At 57.3% G+C, this 17,654-nt stretch carries 19 protein-coding genes; 8 read left to right on the top strand and 11 right to left on the bottom strand.

The window, feature by feature from the left end; all coding sequences use genetic code 11:
- Positions 1–1,404, bottom strand: coding sequence for an aminotransferase-like domain-containing protein (locus tag ACR0MI_RS02985; protein WP_170615062.1), 1,404 nt, complete (start codon positions 1,402–1,404; stop codon positions 1–3).
- A gap of 99 nt (positions 1,405–1,503) precedes the next feature.
- Here ACR0MI_RS02985 and ACR0MI_RS02990 point away from each other — a divergent pair, with 99 nt between their 5' ends.
- Positions 1,504–1,731 (top strand): DUF1127 domain-containing protein, encoded by a 228-nt coding sequence (locus ACR0MI_RS02990; RefSeq protein WP_170615063.1) that lies wholly within the window; start codon positions 1,504–1,506, stop codon positions 1,729–1,731.
- Positions 1,732–1,790: 59 nt separating this feature from the next.
- Here ACR0MI_RS02990 and ACR0MI_RS02995 read toward each other — a convergent pair whose 3' ends face one another.
- Positions 1,791–2,234, bottom strand: a complete 444-nt coding sequence (locus ACR0MI_RS02995) for a PaaI family thioesterase (protein ID WP_170615064.1) — start codon at positions 2,232–2,234, stop codon at positions 1,791–1,793.
- A 30-nt stretch (positions 2,235–2,264) separates the two neighbouring features.
- Here ACR0MI_RS02995 and ACR0MI_RS03000 point away from each other — a divergent pair, with 30 nt between their 5' ends.
- The 4 genes from ACR0MI_RS03000 to gluQRS all read left to right on the top strand — a co-directional run bounded on the left by ACR0MI_RS03000 (position 2,265) and on the right by gluQRS (position 6,246).
- Entirely contained in the window at positions 2,265–3,077 is an 813-nt protein-coding gene (locus ACR0MI_RS03000) for an enoyl-CoA hydratase (RefSeq protein ID WP_480440271.1), read from the top strand.
- Between the two features lie 262 nt (positions 3,078–3,339).
- Complete coding sequence (gene trmFO, locus ACR0MI_RS03005) at positions 3,340–4,680, top strand: methylenetetrahydrofolate--tRNA-(uracil(54)-C(5))-methyltransferase (FADH(2)-oxidizing) TrmFO (RefSeq protein ID WP_170615066.1); 1,341 nt, start codon at positions 3,340–3,342, stop codon at positions 4,678–4,680.
- Between the two features lie 37 nt (positions 4,681–4,717).
- Entirely contained in the window at positions 4,718–5,332 is a 615-nt protein-coding gene (locus ACR0MI_RS03010) for a methyltransferase domain-containing protein (protein WP_170615067.1), read from the top strand.
- Positions 5,329–6,246 (top strand): tRNA glutamyl-Q(34) synthetase GluQRS, encoded by a 918-nt coding sequence (gene gluQRS, locus ACR0MI_RS03015; RefSeq protein ID WP_170615068.1) that lies wholly within the window; start codon positions 5,329–5,331, stop codon positions 6,244–6,246. The genes ACR0MI_RS03010 and gluQRS overlap by 4 nt, the downstream gene beginning before the upstream one ends.
- A gap of 6 nt (positions 6,247–6,252) precedes the next feature.
- On the opposite strand, the gene hisI is transcribed toward gluQRS, so the two are convergent.
- On the bottom strand, positions 6,253–6,642 hold the full coding sequence (gene hisI / locus ACR0MI_RS03020) for a phosphoribosyl-AMP cyclohydrolase (protein WP_170615069.1): 390 nt from the start codon (positions 6,640–6,642) through the stop codon (positions 6,253–6,255).
- 48 nt (positions 6,643–6,690) lie between these two features.
- Here hisI and ACR0MI_RS03025 point away from each other — a divergent pair, with 48 nt between their 5' ends.
- Both ACR0MI_RS03025 and ACR0MI_RS03030 read left to right on the top strand, forming a co-directional pair.
- Complete coding sequence (locus ACR0MI_RS03025; RefSeq protein WP_170615070.1) at positions 6,691–7,143, top strand: iron-sulfur cluster assembly scaffold protein; 453 nt, start codon at positions 6,691–6,693, stop codon at positions 7,141–7,143.
- Between the two features lie 59 nt (positions 7,144–7,202).
- On the top strand, positions 7,203–7,841 hold the full coding sequence (locus tag ACR0MI_RS03030; RefSeq protein WP_170615071.1) for a MarC family protein: 639 nt from the start codon (positions 7,203–7,205) through the stop codon (positions 7,839–7,841).
- A 184-nt stretch (positions 7,842–8,025) separates the two neighbouring features.
- On the opposite strand, the gene ACR0MI_RS03035 is transcribed toward ACR0MI_RS03030, so the two are convergent.
- The 5 genes from ACR0MI_RS03035 to sciP form a co-directional block, all read right to left on the bottom strand.
- Positions 8,026–8,148, bottom strand: a complete 123-nt coding sequence (locus tag ACR0MI_RS03035) for a hypothetical protein (RefSeq protein WP_321253024.1) — start codon at positions 8,146–8,148, stop codon at positions 8,026–8,028.
- 112 nt (positions 8,149–8,260) lie between these two features.
- Complete coding sequence (gene recG, locus ACR0MI_RS03040; protein WP_170615072.1) at positions 8,261–10,351, bottom strand: ATP-dependent DNA helicase RecG; 2,091 nt, start codon at positions 10,349–10,351, stop codon at positions 8,261–8,263.
- Entirely contained in the window at positions 10,348–12,600 is a 2,253-nt protein-coding gene (gene ligA / locus ACR0MI_RS03045; protein ID WP_170615073.1) for an NAD-dependent DNA ligase LigA, read from the bottom strand. The genes recG and ligA overlap by 4 nt, the downstream gene beginning before the upstream one ends.
- Before the next feature lie 122 nt (positions 12,601–12,722).
- Positions 12,723–13,439 (bottom strand): response regulator transcription factor CtrA, encoded by a 717-nt coding sequence (ctrA, locus tag ACR0MI_RS03050; protein ID WP_170615074.1) that lies wholly within the window; start codon positions 13,437–13,439, stop codon positions 12,723–12,725.
- Between the two features lie 83 nt (positions 13,440–13,522).
- Positions 13,523–13,816, bottom strand: coding sequence for a CtrA inhibitor SciP (sciP, locus tag ACR0MI_RS03055; protein WP_170619092.1), 294 nt, complete (start codon positions 13,814–13,816; stop codon positions 13,523–13,525).
- 129 nt (positions 13,817–13,945) lie between these two features.
- On the opposite strand from sciP, the gene mnmA reads away from it, so the two are divergent.
- Positions 13,946–15,091: a tRNA 2-thiouridine(34) synthase MnmA gene (mnmA, locus tag ACR0MI_RS03060; RefSeq protein ID WP_170615075.1), complete on the top strand. Its 1,146-nt coding sequence runs from the start codon at positions 13,946–13,948 to the stop codon at positions 15,089–15,091.
- Between the two features lie 30 nt (positions 15,092–15,121).
- Here the strand turns inward: mnmA and ACR0MI_RS03065 are convergent, their stop codons facing one another.
- Genes ACR0MI_RS03065 through ACR0MI_RS03075 form a run of 3 tightly spaced genes read right to left on the bottom strand, consistent with a single transcriptional unit; the run spans position 15,122 to position 17,650 of the window.
- Positions 15,122–15,697, bottom strand: a complete 576-nt coding sequence (locus tag ACR0MI_RS03065; protein ID WP_170615076.1) for a hypothetical protein — start codon at positions 15,695–15,697, stop codon at positions 15,122–15,124.
- Complete coding sequence (gene lpxB, locus ACR0MI_RS03070; RefSeq protein WP_170615077.1) at positions 15,690–16,856, bottom strand: lipid-A-disaccharide synthase; 1,167 nt, start codon at positions 16,854–16,856, stop codon at positions 15,690–15,692. The genes ACR0MI_RS03065 and lpxB overlap by 8 nt, the downstream gene beginning before the upstream one ends.
- Positions 16,856–17,650 carry a UDP-2,3-diacylglucosamine diphosphatase LpxI domain-containing protein gene (locus tag ACR0MI_RS03075; RefSeq protein ID WP_170615078.1) on the bottom strand — a complete coding sequence of 265 codons (795 nt, stop codon included), beginning with the start codon at positions 17,648–17,650 and terminating at the stop codon, positions 16,856–16,858. Before ACR0MI_RS03075 ends, lpxB begins: the two co-directional genes overlap by 1 nt.
- Positions 17,651–17,654: the final 4 nt, after the last annotated feature.

The raw sequence follows: 17,654 nt of genomic DNA on the forward strand, positions 1-17,654 counted from the left end.
TCAGACACTGATTTGTTCGGGTGGGTTGTCTAGCAGAGCCCGTAAGCGGTGCATCGCATCTTCAAATCGTTCAAGTGACACGTGCCCGTTCATGGCAATGCGTACCGCGTTCGGGGCGCGACCATCGCGCAGTGCGAATTCATCTGCCGAGCGCAGTTGAATTCCTTCACGCTCCGCCGCGCGGCTGAAGGCTGCGGCGCGCCACCCCGATGGAAGGTTTAGCCAGACAAACGGCACGTCCGGTGCCCAGTTCAGATCGAAGCCGCCCAGTGCGTTTACCGCCACGCGCACATATTCCCCCATCCGTTTGCGCACATCCTGCGTCACCTTTCGGGTCCGGGGATCTGACAGCAACAGACGTGTCAGTTCGGCCAGCGGCTGCGCCAGGCCGAAATATCCGTATTCTGCCGAACGGCGCAGATCCACGCTACGCTCCCTTGGTGCGATGGCGAACCCGACCCGCAGAGCCGGCGTCAGAGTTTTCGAGATCGAAGAAACGTGCCATCCCCTTTCTGGCGCCAACGCGCGATAGCTTGGCTCGCGGGCGTCCCCCATGCGATAACAATCGTCCTCGATAATCTGAACGTCATAGCGGCGGGCGACCTCGACAACCTCTTTTCGCCGTTCCAGTGGCGTGTGTGACCCGGTCGGGTTTTGTACTTCGGGCGAGACGCAAACAGCCTGTGCCGGGGTCTGGCGCAAAACATGCTCCATCGCGTCCGGATCAATTCCCCACCGGTCCATTTTGACGCCGACAACTTGCGCGCGCATCAACTCTCCGGCCCGGCGGAACCCGGCGTAAGACAAGTCTTCGACCAGAACGACCGGCTTTGGGCCACGCAAGATAGTCTGAAACACCAGGCACAGCCCGTTCTGTCCGCCGTGTGTCAGTACAATATCATCATGGGTCAATGCGCCCAGCGGCAGATCTGAAAGCCAGTTGACCACCGCCTGACGCATCGGCTTGTACGCGTCACGCGTTGGGTAGTTCAGGAAAAGGCCGGGATCGGACTGAGCCACCTTCTGGAGGCATTCCCGGATCAAAGCCACCTGCCCTGCATCGGCCAGGCGTGGGCTGAACAGACTTACATTTGCGTTGTACTTGTCATCCCGCAAATGCAGTTGCCTGGCCCAGACATCGTCCAGAATGGGCGATTGTGGCGGGGCTACAAATGTACCACGCCCGACCTCGGCGTGTAGCAAGCCCTCGTCCGTCAGAATCGTATAAGCGCGTGCAACAGTGCCGGGCGTGATCTGCAGTCGATACGCAAGCTCGCGGACCGGAGGTAGTTTCGCACCAACTTCCAGAATATTGTTATCAATGGCTTTTCGGATTGTGTCGGCCACCAATGTATACTTGGGGCCTTTGGATTTGGGCAATGACTCTGGCCAAATTGTATCCATTACAATTCTTCCTTTGATTTTGACACAATCCTGAATGTATCAATCATATGTACCGAACATTTACGCTTTGTGTCAATACAATTTGAAAGGAACCATGACATGACACGCGCAATGCACAACCCCGCTCTTATGCTGCTGACCGACAGCCCCCGGCTGCCGCTGATCGCCGCGCTGGCAGTGCGGTTTGCAGCGACGGTCACCAAATGGGAACAACGCCGCCGCAGCCGCGTCAATCTTGGAAAGCTGGACGATAAATTGCTGCAGGATGTCGGTTTGACCCGGCATCAGGCCTATCGCGAAACCAAACGCTATTTCTGGATGAACTAGAAATCCCCAGTCCCATTATTGGGACCTCTTCCCTGGCCGGGGCATGCCCCCGGCCTTTTTTATCCAAAAGCGGCCGCAGCCGATCCGTCCGGCGGAAGAGAATATGTCATGCTGGCCCGCGCGGCGGGTTTGTCCGAGCCTTCTGAAAACATCAGAACGTCACCGACAGCCAATGTCCGCCCCAGTTTCAGCAAACTACAATGTGCAATCATGTCCGCGCCGCCATCGGGTTTGCGCAGGAAATCCATTGAAGCGCTGGTCGTAACCGCTAAAGCCTGCCGCCCTTTTCTGGCCAGAACCATCGCATAGACACTGACATCGGCGAGCGCAAAGATGGAAGGGCCCGAAATGGTACCGCCGGGCCGAAGGTGCCGGTTAGCAACAATCAGGCGCATTTTGACCGAGTCGCAAGACAATTCTTCGACCATGAAATCCTCGCGAACCTGCGGAAAGACCTGCGCCAGATAATCAGACAGTTCTTTTTTGTTCAGCGCCAACGACATACTTCCACTCCTCGCCTTGTCGCCCTAGAGTTGGCGCACAGCCAGCAGGAGGGCAAGATGGCAATTCTGGAACGTAACGACACCGGCGCAATCGCACATCTGAAAATGAACGCGCCCGAACGCCTGAATGCCCTGAGCGACGAAATGCTGGCGGCGCTGCAGGCCGAGCTTGACGCTCTGAAATCCGATGCCTCGATCCGCGCAGTGATCCTTTCCGGTGCCGGGAAAGCATTTTGCGCAGGCCACGACCTGAAGCAAATGACCGCCGGTCGCCAGGCTCCGGACCGTGGGCGGGGGTATTTTCAGGACCTGTTCGCGCGGTGTGCCCGGATGATGATGTCCATCCAGTCCCTGCCCCAGCCCGTCATCGCGCAGGTACATGGCATCGCGACCGCCGCGGGCTGCCAGCTTGTCGCGACTTGCGATCTGGCGATTGCGGCCGAAGGCACGCGGTTTGGCGTCAATGGGGTAAATATCGGGCTTTTCTGTTCAACGCCGATGGTTGCGCTTAGCCGGAACATCCCGCGCAAGCATGCATTCGAGATGCTGACCACCGGCGACTTCATTTCTTCCGAAAGGGCAGCTGAGATGGGGCTTGTGAATCGGGCAGTGCCGGAAATGCTGTTGGAACATGAAACGATGTCTTTGGCCGAACACCTGGCGACCAAACTCGGAACCGCCGTAAAAATTGGGAAAGAGGCGTTTTACCAGCAACTCGAAATGCCAATCCAGCAGGCCTATTCCTATGCCGGCGACGTAATGGCGGAAAACATGCTGCATCGGGATACCGAGGAAGGAATCTCGGCTTTTATCGAAAAACGGCCGCCAAATTGGCACCAATGAGGCAATTGTTTTACATTTTTTTCCTCACTGTCCGTATTTTTGCACTTTTCAAAAGGGCGACACTGTGGCAATGCTGGTTCGAGGCTAAGGCCTCAACGATACTTTTGGGTCGCCGTGGGCGGAAGGTCCCTCCGAGCTGGTCTCTCTCACCGGCGCAGACATTCCCGCAGCGGCGACCCCAAGATCCCCCTCTCAATCCGCACTCTATTCGACGCGTGCAGTTCTGTTGCGTCGGTCAGCACTCTGCCCTATGTGGCAGATTATGACACAGAAACTGCATATCGTGGGCGGCGGCATGGCCGGGTCCGAGGCGGCCTGGCAGGCTGCGGAGCTTGGCGTGGATGTCGTGATTCACGAAATGCGGCCCAAGGTGGGCACATTTGCGCATCAGACCGGCAATCTAGCCGAGATGGTTTGTTCGAACTCTTTCCGGTCCGATGACGATGAACAGAACGCCGTCGGTCTGCTGCACTGGGAAATGCGCGCTGCAAACGGGTTGATCATGACGACCGCAGATGCGCATCGACTGCCCGCCGGTGGCGCGCTGGCGGTTGACCGCGATCCGTTTGCCGAGGCTGTTACCGCTAAATTGCGGGCGCACCCTCGTATAGAGATCACCGGAGAGGAAATCACCGCCCTGCCCGATGACGGACAATGGATTTTTGCGACCGGGCCGCTAACATCGCCGGAATTGGGTGAAGCCATCCGCAAAGAGACCGGAGCCGAGTCGCTGGCCTTTTTCGATGCCATCGCACCGATCGTCTACGCCGACAGCATCGATATGAGTCGGGCCTGGATGCAGTCGCGCTATGACAAGGGCGAAACCGAAGAGGAACGAACGGCATACCTGAACTGCCCCATGGATCGCGATCAGTATGACGCGTTCATCGACGCGTTGCTGGCTGCGGACAAAACCGAGTTTCACGAAGGCGAAACTGCAGGGTATTTTGATGGCTGCCTGCCGATTGAGGTCATGTCGGAACGCGGTCGTGAAACCTTGCGGCACGGGCCCATGAAGCCAGTTGGCCTGACGAACCCGCATCAACCGGACGTGAAGCCCCATGCGGTGGTTCAGTTGCGCCGCGACAACGCGCTGGGAACGCTGTTCAACATCGTCGGCTTCCAGACCAAAATGAAGTACGGGGCCCAGACGGAGGTGTTTCGCATGATCCCGGGGCTGGAGAACGCCAGTTTCGCGCGTCTGGGTGGCATTCACAGGAATACCTTTATCAACTCTCCGACATTGTTGGATTCGCAGATGCGACTGAAATCCAAGCCAAATATCCGATTTGCTGGCCAGATCACGGGTGTTGAAGGCTATGTCGAAAGCGCGGCGATGGGTCTGTTGGCCGGTCGTTTGGCCGCCGCTGAAATCATGCGTCTTTCGAAACCTGAAGTGCCGCAGGACAGTGCCATGGGTGCCCTGATCCATCACATCACCGGAGGGGCCGAGGCCAAGACTTTCCAGCCGATGAACGTAAATTTCGGCCTGTTTCGCCCAGTTGACGGCCTCAAAGGCGGACGGCGCGGGCGAAAGGACCGTTACAAAGCCTATACGGACCGAGCTAAAGCTGAATGGAAGAACTGGCTTGCGCATTGGTGACTGGACGCGCCGGGCAAACCGGGCCTAACATACCGGTATGAGCGACAAATACCTCAAAGACACTTACGATCTGGATGGCCCACAGGAAACCCGGGCACATTATCAGAAATGGGCCCCGTCCTACGATGACGAGGTTGGCGCCAATGGCTATGCCACGCCGGGACGTGTTGCCGAAGCGCTTTGGTCCAAAATGCCCGAGGCGCAGACACCAATTCTTGATTACGGGTGCGGTACAGGCCTGTCCGGGGTCGCATTGCGGGATGCCGGTTTTCAGATCGTCGACGGTGCTGACCCGACGCCGCAGATGCTTGAAGGGGCCAAGGCGAAAGGGGTTTATCGCAACCTGAAGACCTTCGACATCACAAACTCAAAACCTTTGACGGCTGGTGAGTACAAGGCAATCACAGCGATTGGCGTGATCGGCATCGGCGCAGCCCCGCCCGAGACATTGGATATGCTGATGCATGCGCTTCCCAAGGGCGGGTTGCTTGCATTTTCTTTTAACGATCATGCGCTTGCGGATCATACTTACACCGTTCGATTGAATGACTGGCTGGATATGGGCGCGGCGCGCCTATTGTTCCGCGAATACGGTCCGCACCTGCCCGGCCTGGACCTGAAGTCCGAAGTGTATGTCGTAGAAAAGACGTGACTTTTGTAACCCGGTTTGCTCCGTCACCCACAGGTCCGTTACATCTGGGGCACGTGTACTCTGCCTTGCTTGCCGGTGAAATGGCCATTGCCGAAGGCGGAGAGTTTCTTCTGCGCATTGAAGATATCGACCGTTCCAGATCGCGGTTGATGTGGGAAGACCAGATTTATGAGGACCTGAGATGGCTGGGCCTGCATTGGCCTGAACCAGTCATGCGCCAATCCGCGCGTTCGGCGATTTATGAAAAAGCGCTTGATGATCTTTGGGTTCAGGGCCTGCTTTACCCTTGTACTTGCAATCGAAGGGACATTCTGGCTGCCGCCAGCGCTCCACAAGAAGGTGCGCCGTTGCATGGTCCGGATGGAATCATCTACCCCGGAACGTGTCGTGGAACTCTGAAAGAACGAGGTTCAGGCCGAGACAGGCGGCCATCGGACATCCCGCTTCGTCTGGACATCTCGGCAGCAACCAAAAAAGCCGCCAGCCTTTTCAAAGACCGCAGGATACCAGGAGGACCGGTGAAATCGGTAGCGAGTTTCACGGAATTGGGTGAAGGCCCGAACGGCGAGACCGGAGTGATTGAGTTCACTCCGGAGGAGATGGAAACCTGCATCGGTGATGTAGTCCTGTCTCGGCGTGATATGGGAACCTCATACCACCTTTCCGTCGTTCTGGATGATGCGGCACAGGGCGTCTCGCATGTTGTTCGCGGACAGGACCTGTTCGAAGCCACCCGAATACATGTTCTGCTGCAGGCGCTGCTTGGTCTTCCGACGCCATTCTACCACCATCACCGCCTGATCCGGGATGATACCGGCAAACGGTTGGCCAAGCGTGATGATGCCAGGGCGATCGCCAAATACCGCGCCGAAGGGGTCAGCCCCGGTGATATTCGTGCGATGGTCGGACTATAGCGGCCGCTACGACATCGGGGCCATCAATTCGACTTCCTCACCATCTCTTACGGCAGTGTAGAAACAACTGCGTCTGTTGGTATGACAAGCCGGTCCTTTCTGGCGCACAAGAACCAACAGGCAATCCCGGTCGCAATCGACCCGGAAATCCACCAGTTCCTGGACGTTCCCCGAGGTTTCACCCTTGACCCAGAAGGACTGACGGGACCTGGACCAATACGTAACGCGGTGCGAATCCAGCGTGCGCTGAATGGCTTCAGCGTTCATCCATGCCATCATCAGAACGTCGCCTGTCTGCTCATCTTGAGCGATGGCGGGGACCAGACCGGATTCGTTGTATTTCAGGTTGGACGGATCAAAGACGGGTGTTTCAGACATGACAAAAACCTTTTGCATCCCGAGGGCTGGCCACTATGTATGAGGAACAGCCAATGAGGGAAAGCCATGTCCGGCGAGAACGATCTAATCAAGCTCTATTCCGGCCGCATTCTGGCGCTTGCATCGGATATTCCGCATTTGGACCGGCTGGATCACCCTGACGCGAGCGTCAAGAAAAGGTCGCCGTTGTGCGGGTCCACTGTCACCGTTGACGTCAAACTGCGTGATGGGCGGATTTCTGATTTTGGACAGGATGTGAAAGCCTGCGCGCTTGGGCAAGCCTCTGCTTCGGTTGTGGGTCAGGCCATTATTGGCGCGACCCGGGCGCAAGTGGAACTGGCGCGCGAACAGTTGTCGGCTATGTTGAAAAAAGCGGGCCCTGCTCCCGATGCGCCGTTTGACGGGCTTGAGGTGCTGATGCCTGCCCGCGATTACAAGAACCGGCATGCCTCGATCTTGCTGGCGTTGGACGCGACGGCCGAGGCGATGGAAAAAGCAGAACAGGCCAACTGCGCCTGAACGTGGTATTTTTTTGAAAATCTCTCTAGTCTCCGGGCTGAAATTGGGGAGAGAGAGTTTTGGATAATTTACTTGAGCATTTCGTGACCCTTTGGGTTGTGATCGACCCGATCGGTACAATTCCAGTCTTTGTTGCCGTCACGGCGGGTATCGAGGCTTCGGCACGTCGCAAGACGGCATTACTCGCTGCGTTGATCAGTGCCGGTGTGTTGCTGTTTTTTCTTGTGTTCGGTCAATTGCTGATCGAAGCGCTGGATATCGGCCTGAACTCGTTTCAGGTGGCTGGGGGGATCATCCTGTTCCTGTTCGCGCTGACGATGATTTTCGGGGAAAGTAAATCGGAAACCGATCAGCGCCTGGTCGAAGAGGATTCTGCGATCAGCACAAGTAAGCCCAACCCGGCAATCTTTCCGCTGGCGGTGCCGTCCTTGGCGTCACCCGGCGCTATGCTGGCTGTTGTCATTCTGACCGACAACAATCGATACAGCTTTGCGGATCAGGGAATTACCGCGCTGGTGATGCTGGTGGTTTTGGCAATTGCCGCGGTATTGATGTTGTTGGCCGACCCCATCATCCGGGTCATCGGGCATTCCGGATCGGCCATCATCAGCCGCGTCATGGGAATGATCCTGGCCTCGGTCGCGGTCAATTCAGTTCTATCGGCGCTGATGGAAATCTTCAGAACGGGCCAGTTGTAAAAAAAACCGCCGCACCTTCCGGGCGGAAAGGGCGGCGGCAGGTAATGCGTTTCTCGTGGGGGTCCGGATATCCGCGTGGGGCCGAGGCATGGCCCCTCAAGGGAATTGGGACAGGCAGGTCACCCTTGACTGAAATGGGGAAACAAGCGCGGCTTAATCGGCACGAGATCGCAGGCAGAAAGGCTTAGAAACCCACGGGAAGGTGAAGGGCAACCACCAGCATGACGACCAGTGACACCGCGCCCGCCGCATCCTGAACAAGTGTGGCTTGGGAGCGGGTAATGGCGGATTTGATCTGGGTCAGCATGGGTTCACCTCCGGTCAGGGCTTTAATCCTTTGTTGACCTTTTGTTCTCATATTTTGCCGAGTCGGTAAAGAACTTTTTGAGAACATTTGTGAACTAAACGGAACTTCTCACCTAACCTACTGAAATCAAACGGATGGCCTGATCCTGTTTCATCAGCCATAGCAGAACTCGCGCGGCCTTGCCCCGGTCTGACGTCAGATCCGGATCCGCAGACAGCAATGCCCTGGCGTCTGACTGGGCAACCGCCATCAATCCGGCCTGACGTTCCAGATCGGCAATACGGAACTTCGGCAAACCGGATTGCGCGGTTCCAATCAGATCCCCGGCTCCTCGCATCTGCAGGTCGGTCTCAGATATGCGAAACCCGTCCTCCGTCTCGCGCAAGACTTCAAGACGTTTGCGCCCGCCTTCGCTCAGCGGTGGTTGATACATCAACAGACAGGTGGATGCGTCCTGGCCCCTGCCGACCCGCCCACGCAATTGATGCAATTGCGCCAGCCCGAATATCTCGGCGCGTTCGATTACCATGATCGTGGCATTTGGAACGTTTACGCCCACCTCGATCACCGTCGTTGCTACCAGAACTTTGGTGTTGCCAGATTGAAAGGCTTCCATCGAGGCGTCTTTTTCGGCCGGGGGCATTTGTCCATGCACTAGGCCGACCACGTCATCCCCCAGTATCGCGCGCAGCCGCTTGAACCGTTCCTCGGCAGCAGTCAGGTCTGAAACCTCGGATTCGTCCACCAGGGGGCAAACCCAATAGCACTGCCTGCCTTCTTCGATGGCGTGCCTCAGGTGGGCCACAACCTCATCCATGCGTTGCGTGCTGACAACGGCTGTTTTGACAGGCTTGCGTCCGGGCGGCTTTTCATCCAGCACCGAGACATCCATGTCTCCGTATTGCGCGAGCGCCAGACTGCGCGGAATCGGCGTGGCGGTCATGACAAGGACATCGGCGCCCTTCCCCTTGTCCGACAATTCCATTCGCTGGCGCACACCAAACCTGTGCTGCTCATCCACAATGGCCAAATGCAGGGCTTTGAATTCCACATCGCCCTGAAAAACGGCATGTGTGCCGACAAGTATCTGAATATCACCCTTTCTCAGCGCGGCCAGCTTGGCTTTGCGTTCAGCGCCTTTGTCCCGTCCGGTCAGGATTTCCAGCACGACACCAGCCTCGTCCGCGAGTGGGCGCAATCCCTCCAGATGCTGCCGCGCCAGAATCTCGGTCGGCGCCATCATGACGCCCTGCCCGCCGGCCTCCACCGCGATCAGCAACGCCATGAAAGCGACCAACGTTTTGCCGGCGCCAACATCCCCCTGCAGCAAACGGTTCATTCGTGCGGCTGACGCCATGTCGGCGGAAATCTCCTCGATGGCCCGCAATTGTGCACCTGTGGGGCGATATGGCAGGCTGCTCAGCACCTTCGATTGCAAAACGCCGGTTGCCGTACTGACAATTCCGCGCGACTTCCTTTCCCGGCTTCGGGCCAGGGCCAGCGTCAACTGATGGGCCAGCAATTCGTCATAAGCCAGACGCTCACGCGCGTGTGCAAACATTGCTACGTCATCTGCACCTTGCGGATGATGTGCCGATTGGATGGCGGTTTTCCAGCTCTGCCAGTTCTGACGCGCCACCTGCGCCGGATCGATCCATTCGTCCAAATCCGGTGCGCGGGCCAAGGCGCTTTGCGCCGCCTTGTATGCGGTCTTCTGGGTCACGCCTTGGGTCAGATGATAGACAGGTTCAAACTCCGGCAGCTCTCCGGCCTGTTCCGGCGAAACCACGTGATCGGGGTGTACCATTTGCGCCATTCCGTCGAACAGCTCCAGTTTACCTGACACCAACCTGCGTGCCCCTGGCGGCAGAATTTTTGTAAGGTAGTCGCCACGCGCGTGAAAAAACACCAGCTGGAAATCGGCCTGACTGTCCTCGACGTGAATACGATACGCGCCGCCTTTCGTTCTTGGGGGGCGATGCGTGCCGACCGTGACCTCGACCGTCAGTGTTGTTGGCAGGTTTGCACCCTGAATAGTGTCACGCCGCCGCCGGTCGATGACGGCATATGGCAGAGCAAACAAAACGTCACGAGGTGACTCGATTCCGATCTGCCCCAACAACTGAGCTGTTTTCGGACCCACACCTTCAAGTGTTTCAAGCCGGGCGAAAAGTGGGAACAGGGGTTCAGGGCGGCCGCTCATGCATCCCCGATCAGCTGCAGCCAGCCGTCTTCATCCAACGTCGTAATCCCAAGATCCGCCGCTTTCTTGGCCTTTGACCCCGCGCCGGGACCTGCCACAAGCAGGTCGGTTTTCTGACTGACCGAACCTGAAACCTTGGCACCCAACGCTTCTGCCCGAGCTTTAGCTTCCGCACGCGTCATCTTTTCAAGCGTTCCGGTGAATACAACCGTTTTTCCGGCAACCGGGCTGTCGGATGCCGGGGCCTCCGGCGTTATGATCGTCAGGTGTCTGCGCAAATCGTCAAACGCCTGACGCTCTTCCGAGTTTGCGAAAGCATCGGACAAGGACAGCCCCAAAGTCGCACCGATGCCGTCAATGCCTGTCAGATCGGACCAGGCCTGTGCAGCCGCCTTCGGGACATCCAACCCGGTTATCGCGGCATCGCGCGCTTCCTTGATCCGTGCTCTTCGGTTGCCGGCTGTCGCGGCTTGGCGCTCAGCCTCCTCTGCTTCATCCGCAGCGCGTTGGGCCAGGGCAGCCGGCCGGGCTGCATCAATGGCCTGCGCCATCGCTTCCCAATCCCGATAGAACAACGCAAGATCCCGTGCGCCCACTTCACCAACGTGGCGTATCCCCAGCGCAAACAGTAGTCGCGCCAACGGGATCGTGCGCTTCTCCTCAATCGCTTCAAACAGATTTCCGGCCGAGGTCTCGCCCCACCCATCCCTGTTTTTCAACCGCGCCAGGTTTTTGGCGTCACGCTCTTTCAGAGTGAAGATATCCGCAGGCGTGTTGATCGGTAGCGTCGGGTCGTCATGAAACATTTCGATCTGTTTGGCGCCCAGACCTTCGATATCGAAAGCCTTGCGAGATACAAAATGCTTCAGCTTTTCAACGGCCTGTGCCGGGCAAATCATACCTCCCGTACAGCGGCGAACCGCATCCCCGTCCTCCCGGATCGCTTCGCTTCCGCATTCAGGGCACCGTGTTGGAAATTCGAAAACAACAGAGTCGACGGGACGCTTTGACAGATCCACGTCCGCCACTTTTGGGATCACATCGCCTGCCCGATAGACCTGAACCCAGTCGCCAACCCGAATATCTTTACCATCTCGGATTGTTCCGCCTTTTGCATCGCGACCGGCTATGTAGTCTTCGTTGTGCAGCGTCGCGTTGGAAACGACGACCCCGCCAACCGTCACTGGGTGCAGCCGGGCCACGGGGCTAAGCGCGCCGGTTCGGCCGACCTGAATATCGATGGCCTCAAGCCGGGTCCAGGCCAGTTCTGCGGGAAACTTGTGCGCCACCGCCCAGCGAGGTGTGGTCGACCGAAACCCAAGCCGGGCCTGAAGAGCTAGTTCGTTCACCTTGTAAACAACGCCGTCGATGTCATAGCCAAGCGTTGCGCGTTGCGCCTCGATGTCCCGATAATGGTCCAGCATCTGACCGGTTGTTTCACACAGCCGGGTCAGCGCATTTGTGGCAAACCCGAAACCTGCAAGCCGTTCAATCGCAGCCATTTGCGTGTCGGCCAAAGGTTCTGACAATTCGCCCCAGGCATAGGCAAAGAACCGCAACGGGCGCGTCCGAGTAATTGAGGCATCCAACTGACGCAAAGACCCGGCCGCGGCGTTGCGGGGATTGGCAAATGTTTTGTCGCCAGCCTGTGACTGACGCGCATTCAGGTCGTCGAAATCGACATGTGACATGTAAACCTCGCCCCGAACCTCAAGAACTTCTGGTGCGTTTTCAATGGTTTGAGGAATGTCCGAAATCGTGCGCGCGTTTTCGGTTACGTTCTCGCCCACCTCACCGTCGCCACGCGTTGCGGCCTGAACCAGTTTTCCACCCTCATACCGCAAGGACAAGGACAGACCGTCAATCTTCGGTTCTGCAGTGAAGGCAAGCGGCGCATCATCCCGCAACCCCAGGTATTTCCGGATCGAACGATCAAAATCCCTGACGTCTTCGTCGTCAAAGGCATTGCCCAGGGACATCATCCGCACAGAATGTGCAACTTTGGAAAACCCTTCAGCGACGCGCGCACCAACCTGTTCGCTTGGGCTGTCCGGACGTTTCAGATTCGGAAACCGCGCCTCGATTTCTGCGTTTCTGCGCTTGAGCCGGTCGTACTCCGCATCCGAAATCTCGGGCGCGTCTTCTGTGTGATATTGGGTATTGGCGCGCAGCAGAAGGTCAGAAAGGCGCGCCAGTTCTTCCTGCGCTTCCTGTTCTGTCAGGTCGGTTACCGAAATGGAGTTGCTCATGGCCTCGCCCTGTCACGTGATCTTGGACCTCAGTGATAGGGCGAGGTCATGGCCAGGTCCAGTCGTGCTGTTCGTGAGTGAGGGTGCCGCCCTGAACCGGCAGCGGCATTTTCAGATTTCGCTCAGGCGCCGACTGCCATTCGGGTTTCATCGAGGTTGTTGTTTTGCGGATCGCGCAAAACATAGCCCCGCCCCCAAACCGTATCGATGTAATTTTCACCTCCGGTTGCATTGCTCAGTTTCTTGCGTAGCTTGCAAATGAAGACATCAATGATCTTAAGTTCCGGTTCGTCCATTCCGCCGTATAAATGATTTAGAAACATCTCCTTTGTCAGGGTTGTTCCCTTTCGAAGGCTCAGCAGTTCGAGCATTTGATATTCTTTGCCTGTCAGGTGAACCGCTTTCCCCTCGACCTCAACAGTTTTTGCGTCAAGGTTGACCGCGACACGCCCGGTGTGAATGACGGACTGTGAATGCCCCTTCGAGCGCCGAATGATCGCGTGAATACGGGCAACCAACTCTTCACGATGGAAAGGTTTGGTCAGATAGTCATCGGCACCAAAACCGAACCCTTTGATTTTGCTTTCAGTATCGTCCGCGCCCGAGAGAATCAGGATCGGAGTTTCGACCCGAGCGATCCGCAATTGCCGCAACACTTCATGTCCGGTCATGTCCGGCAAGTTGAGGTCCAGCAATATCAGGTCGTAGTCATAAAGCTTTGCCAGATCGATGCCTTCTTCGCCGAGATCCGTTGCGTAAACGTTCAGGTTGGCATGTGTCAGCATCAGTTCGATGCTTTTGGACGTTGTCGGATCATCCTCGACAAGAAGTATACGCATTCACTGCTCCAATTCAGGTCAATATTGCAATTTCAATTCAACCTTGATCAAAAATAGTTAACCCGGTGTTACCGTTGAATCATTTATTCATGCTCTACCTTGGGTTGTCTATATTTTTTTAACGCTGTCACTTTTAATGCGTCCACCCCGTAGTCTGCGACGGCGGCGACCCACCCATTGAATTCCTCGTCACTGATTCCATATCGTTTCTTTGCGTCCGATAGGGTAATCAGCCCATACACAACGCCCCGAACGACAGTTGCCTTGCGCGAGGCGACCCAGCGGCGCGTTTCCGCCGGAGGCAGATCAGCCCGTGATAAAACCGTTCCATCCGGCAGGGTTACCGATCTTGGCCCCTCAACTTTGTGCAAATACATCGTTCGCCTCACTTTCTGCTGCGACAAAGCTGCGTCCAGCATACTTAAAGCCACATGAAACCGCCCCTTGAGAGTGTCTAGAATTTTCCTATATTCTGCCGGTCTTTCTTAATCCGCACTGGAAATGCCATGGCCCTCGATACCGAGACTCCGCTGAACTCGCTTGGATTTGCCAAACCGCCCTCGGAAACCCGGGTGGTCGTGGCCATGTCCGGTGGTGTGGACAGCTCTGTTGTGGCCGCCTATCTGGCTGATCAGGGGTATGACGTCGTGGGCGTAACGCTGCAGCTTTACGATCACGGCGCGGCACTGGCCAAGAAGGGTGCCTGTTGTGCCGGTATCGATATTCACGATGCACGTCGCGTGGCCGAAGAGCGGGGCTTCCCGCATTACGTGCTGGACTACGAAAACATCTTCAAAGACGCAGTGATCGACGAGTTCGCTGACAGTTATCTGGCGGGCGCAACGCCCGTTCCCTGTATTCGTTGCAATGAGCGTGTGAAATTCAAGGATCTGCTGGAAACCGCTAAGGATCTCGAGGCCGACTGCATGGCAACCGGCCACTACATCCAGCGCAAGGTTGGTCCCAATGGGCCCGAGCTGCACAGCGCTGAAGATGCAAACCGCGATCAGTCTTATTTCCTGTTCTCGACCACGCCGGAACAACTGGATTTCCTGCGTTTCCCTTTGGGGCACCTGCCTTCCAAGGACGCAACCCGCGAGATGGCCGCGCAGTATGGCTTGTCCGTTGCAGATAAACCTGACAGTCAGGACATCTGTTTTGTTCCTGATGGAAACTATGCCGGCGTGATCGAAAAGCTGCGCCCCGGAGCTGCCGAACCGGGTGAAATTGTTCATGCGGACGGTCGCGTTCTGGCACAACACAACGGCGTCATTCACTACACCATTGGCCAGCGGCGTGGGCTGGGCATCGGTGGGCTGAGCGAACCGCTTTATGTCGTCAAACTGGACGTGGACAAGAAACAGGTTGTTGTTGGTCCCAAGGAAATGCTGGCCACACGTACCGTTCCCGTACGCGAGATCAACTGGCTGGGGGACACTCCGTTCACGTCACAAAAAGAATGGCATGTCTCGGTCAAGGTTCGTTCGACCCGCCCACCGCGCGAAGCGATTGTCAGGCCACTGTCGGACACGACCGCCGAGGTGGAATTGCTGACCCCGGAAGAAGGCATCTCGCCCGGTCAGGCTTGTGTGTTCTATGAAACAGATGGAAGCCGCATTTTTGGCGGCGGATGGATCTGGCGGGGATACTAACGTGGCTTCTGGCCTCAGTCTGTCTGGGGCCTAAAGGGCATCCGTCCCGGTATTGAGAAGAATATACAGACCGACCGCGACCATAATATAGGGTGCGATCCGGTCCAGCCGGGCCATTCTGGGTGCAAACAATTTGGCCTTAGGTGCCCCCCAGGCCGCAACTCCTGTCAGTAGACAAGCGGCGGTGACAGCACCAAACAGCCCTGCCCATCTGTATGAGGCCGAGGATTCCGCAAGAAGCGGTGTCATGACTGCAAACGTGTCTATGGACAGGCTGAGAAACAACAGAACAACCGAGATCACGGCCCCTTGCGGCTGGGTGTCGGTTTTTCCTCGCCCGGAAATCTGCAACCAGATGCCCCGGATACCCAATGCAAGTGGTACAATGCCAAGGTATCCAATAGTCGTTGGATATGTGCTGTGGCTCAGCCCGATGGCGACGGCGGTTGCCAGTAGAAGAACGACGGTTTGCGCGACGGCGAACCCCACGACCGGACGACGTCGGCCCATGACAACGATCAGACCGAACAGCACTGCAAGGTTGTCCAGATTTGTCGAGACCTGCGCGATTCCCGCAGACAGTGCAAACAGAGCGTGATCAATCATGCCCGTTTCGCATCCGTGCCAGCACGGCGCGGGCCGCACGCAACCCCGGGGCCTCTCCACCTCGCCCAAGACGGTCCATCGTGAGGGCCATGGCCTCCTGCTGAGCCTCTGGTACTTCCATGACCTTTGACAAGGCTGCGGCAATCTTGTCGGGGCGGCAATCGTCCAAAAGGCATTCGGGCACAGTGCGGGTGTCTGACACCAGATTGACCAAAGTCACCGTATCCAGCTTGACCATGCGTTCGGCCATCTTCTGGGTTAGCCAGGTCAGTTTATAGGCGATGACCATTGGGGTGGATTGCGCAGCGAGTTCCAGCGACACTGTGCCAGACGCGGCCAGTGCGACATCTGCCGCTGCAAACGCAGCACGCTTGCGAGACGCCGCATGAACCGCCTCTAGCTCGCGTGGGTCGATCACTACGGGTTCGCCCGGCCATGATCGGATCTGATCGCGCACCGTATCGACGATGTGCGCAACTGCCGGGACCACGACGCGCATGTCCGGATGATCGCGCAAAAACAAACTCAGGGCTTCACCAAACACCGGGGCAAGCCGTTCGACTTCCCCGCGGCGTGATCCGGGAAGCGCCAGCAGGATCGGTGCTTCTCCCAGATCATAGGCGCTTCGGAATTCCGATATGTTCGTATCCGTTGCAATAGGTTCGTTGACGACTGGATGGCCGACGAAATCGCATTCCATGCCGGCCTTTGTCATGTATTGCGGCTCGAACGGCAACAAGGCCAGAACGTGGTCGATGACCTTGGCCATTTTGTCGGCCCGACCGGGACGCCAAGCCCAAACGCTAGGCGCAACATAGTGAACGGTGCGAATGTTGCTGCCCGCCTTCACCAGCTTGGCCACACGAAGCGAGAAATCCGGGCTGTCGATGGTAATCAGTACATCAGGCTGCGTATCCAGCACCGCTTGTGCGGTTTCGGCAATGCGGCGTTTGAGGTGGAAGAACTTCGGCAGCACTTCAACCAGGCCCATGACAGACAGTTCTGACATTGGGAATCGGCTGTTCAATCCCTGCGCCTGCATCAAAGGGCCGCCTACCCCGTCGAATTCGACATCCGGGACAAGCGTCTTCAACCCTTCCATCAACGCGCCGCCCAACCGGTCGCCCGAGGGTTCACCGGCGACCAGAAACACGCGCATCAGACCGACCGCTCACGAACGAGAAGGAAAAGACCCAGTCGGTTGCATTCCTCGACGACCCGGTTGCGTTGAAGGACGATGACCCCACCTTTTACGACAACGATCCCCGATAGACCTGCTGCAACCGCATCTGACACTGTATCAGGCCCGATTGCAGGCAGATCAACACGATGGTCCTGAGAGGGTTTTGGGGCTTTGAACAGAATGCCGCCGCCAGCATCCGGCCTTTGGGTCAGGGATTGCAGCATCCAGGCGGTTCCGAAAATCCCCTCAACCGCCATGGCCTGCCCCTTGGAAACCACGCAGGCCTGACCAATGTCGGCCGCTCCCATGGCCCGCACGATCCCGGCAGCGCGGTCCGCATCCGCCAGATCCGCATCAGAAGGCTGGGTTTCGGTCAAACATCCCAACGGGGGCAACAGTTCAGGCGCGAGATCCTGTGCCGCACGAACCGAAAGCCCACTGTCTTCCAGAATACTGATCACAGCGCGCAACGCGCCGTCGTCGCCAGAGACAATTGCCTTCTGAATAACCGGAACCAATGGCATCGTCGCCGCATCGATCCGCGAAGGATCAATGTTCGGGCGACGCACCGCGCCGGCCATGCAAATCTCGGTCACTCCACGGGTTTGAATATCAGCAATGAAACTGCCGAACCGCTCTATAGGGAAAACGATGTCTGGCGTCAGGTCATCAGGCAGAAAGCCCTCGAGCGCACAGATCACAGGGCGCTCGGGCAAATGGCTCAACACCTCGGTCGGCAATTTCCCGGTTCCTGCGATCAGAGCCAGCACGGTC

This window comes from Ruegeria sp. D4 (genome assembly GCF_056534475.1).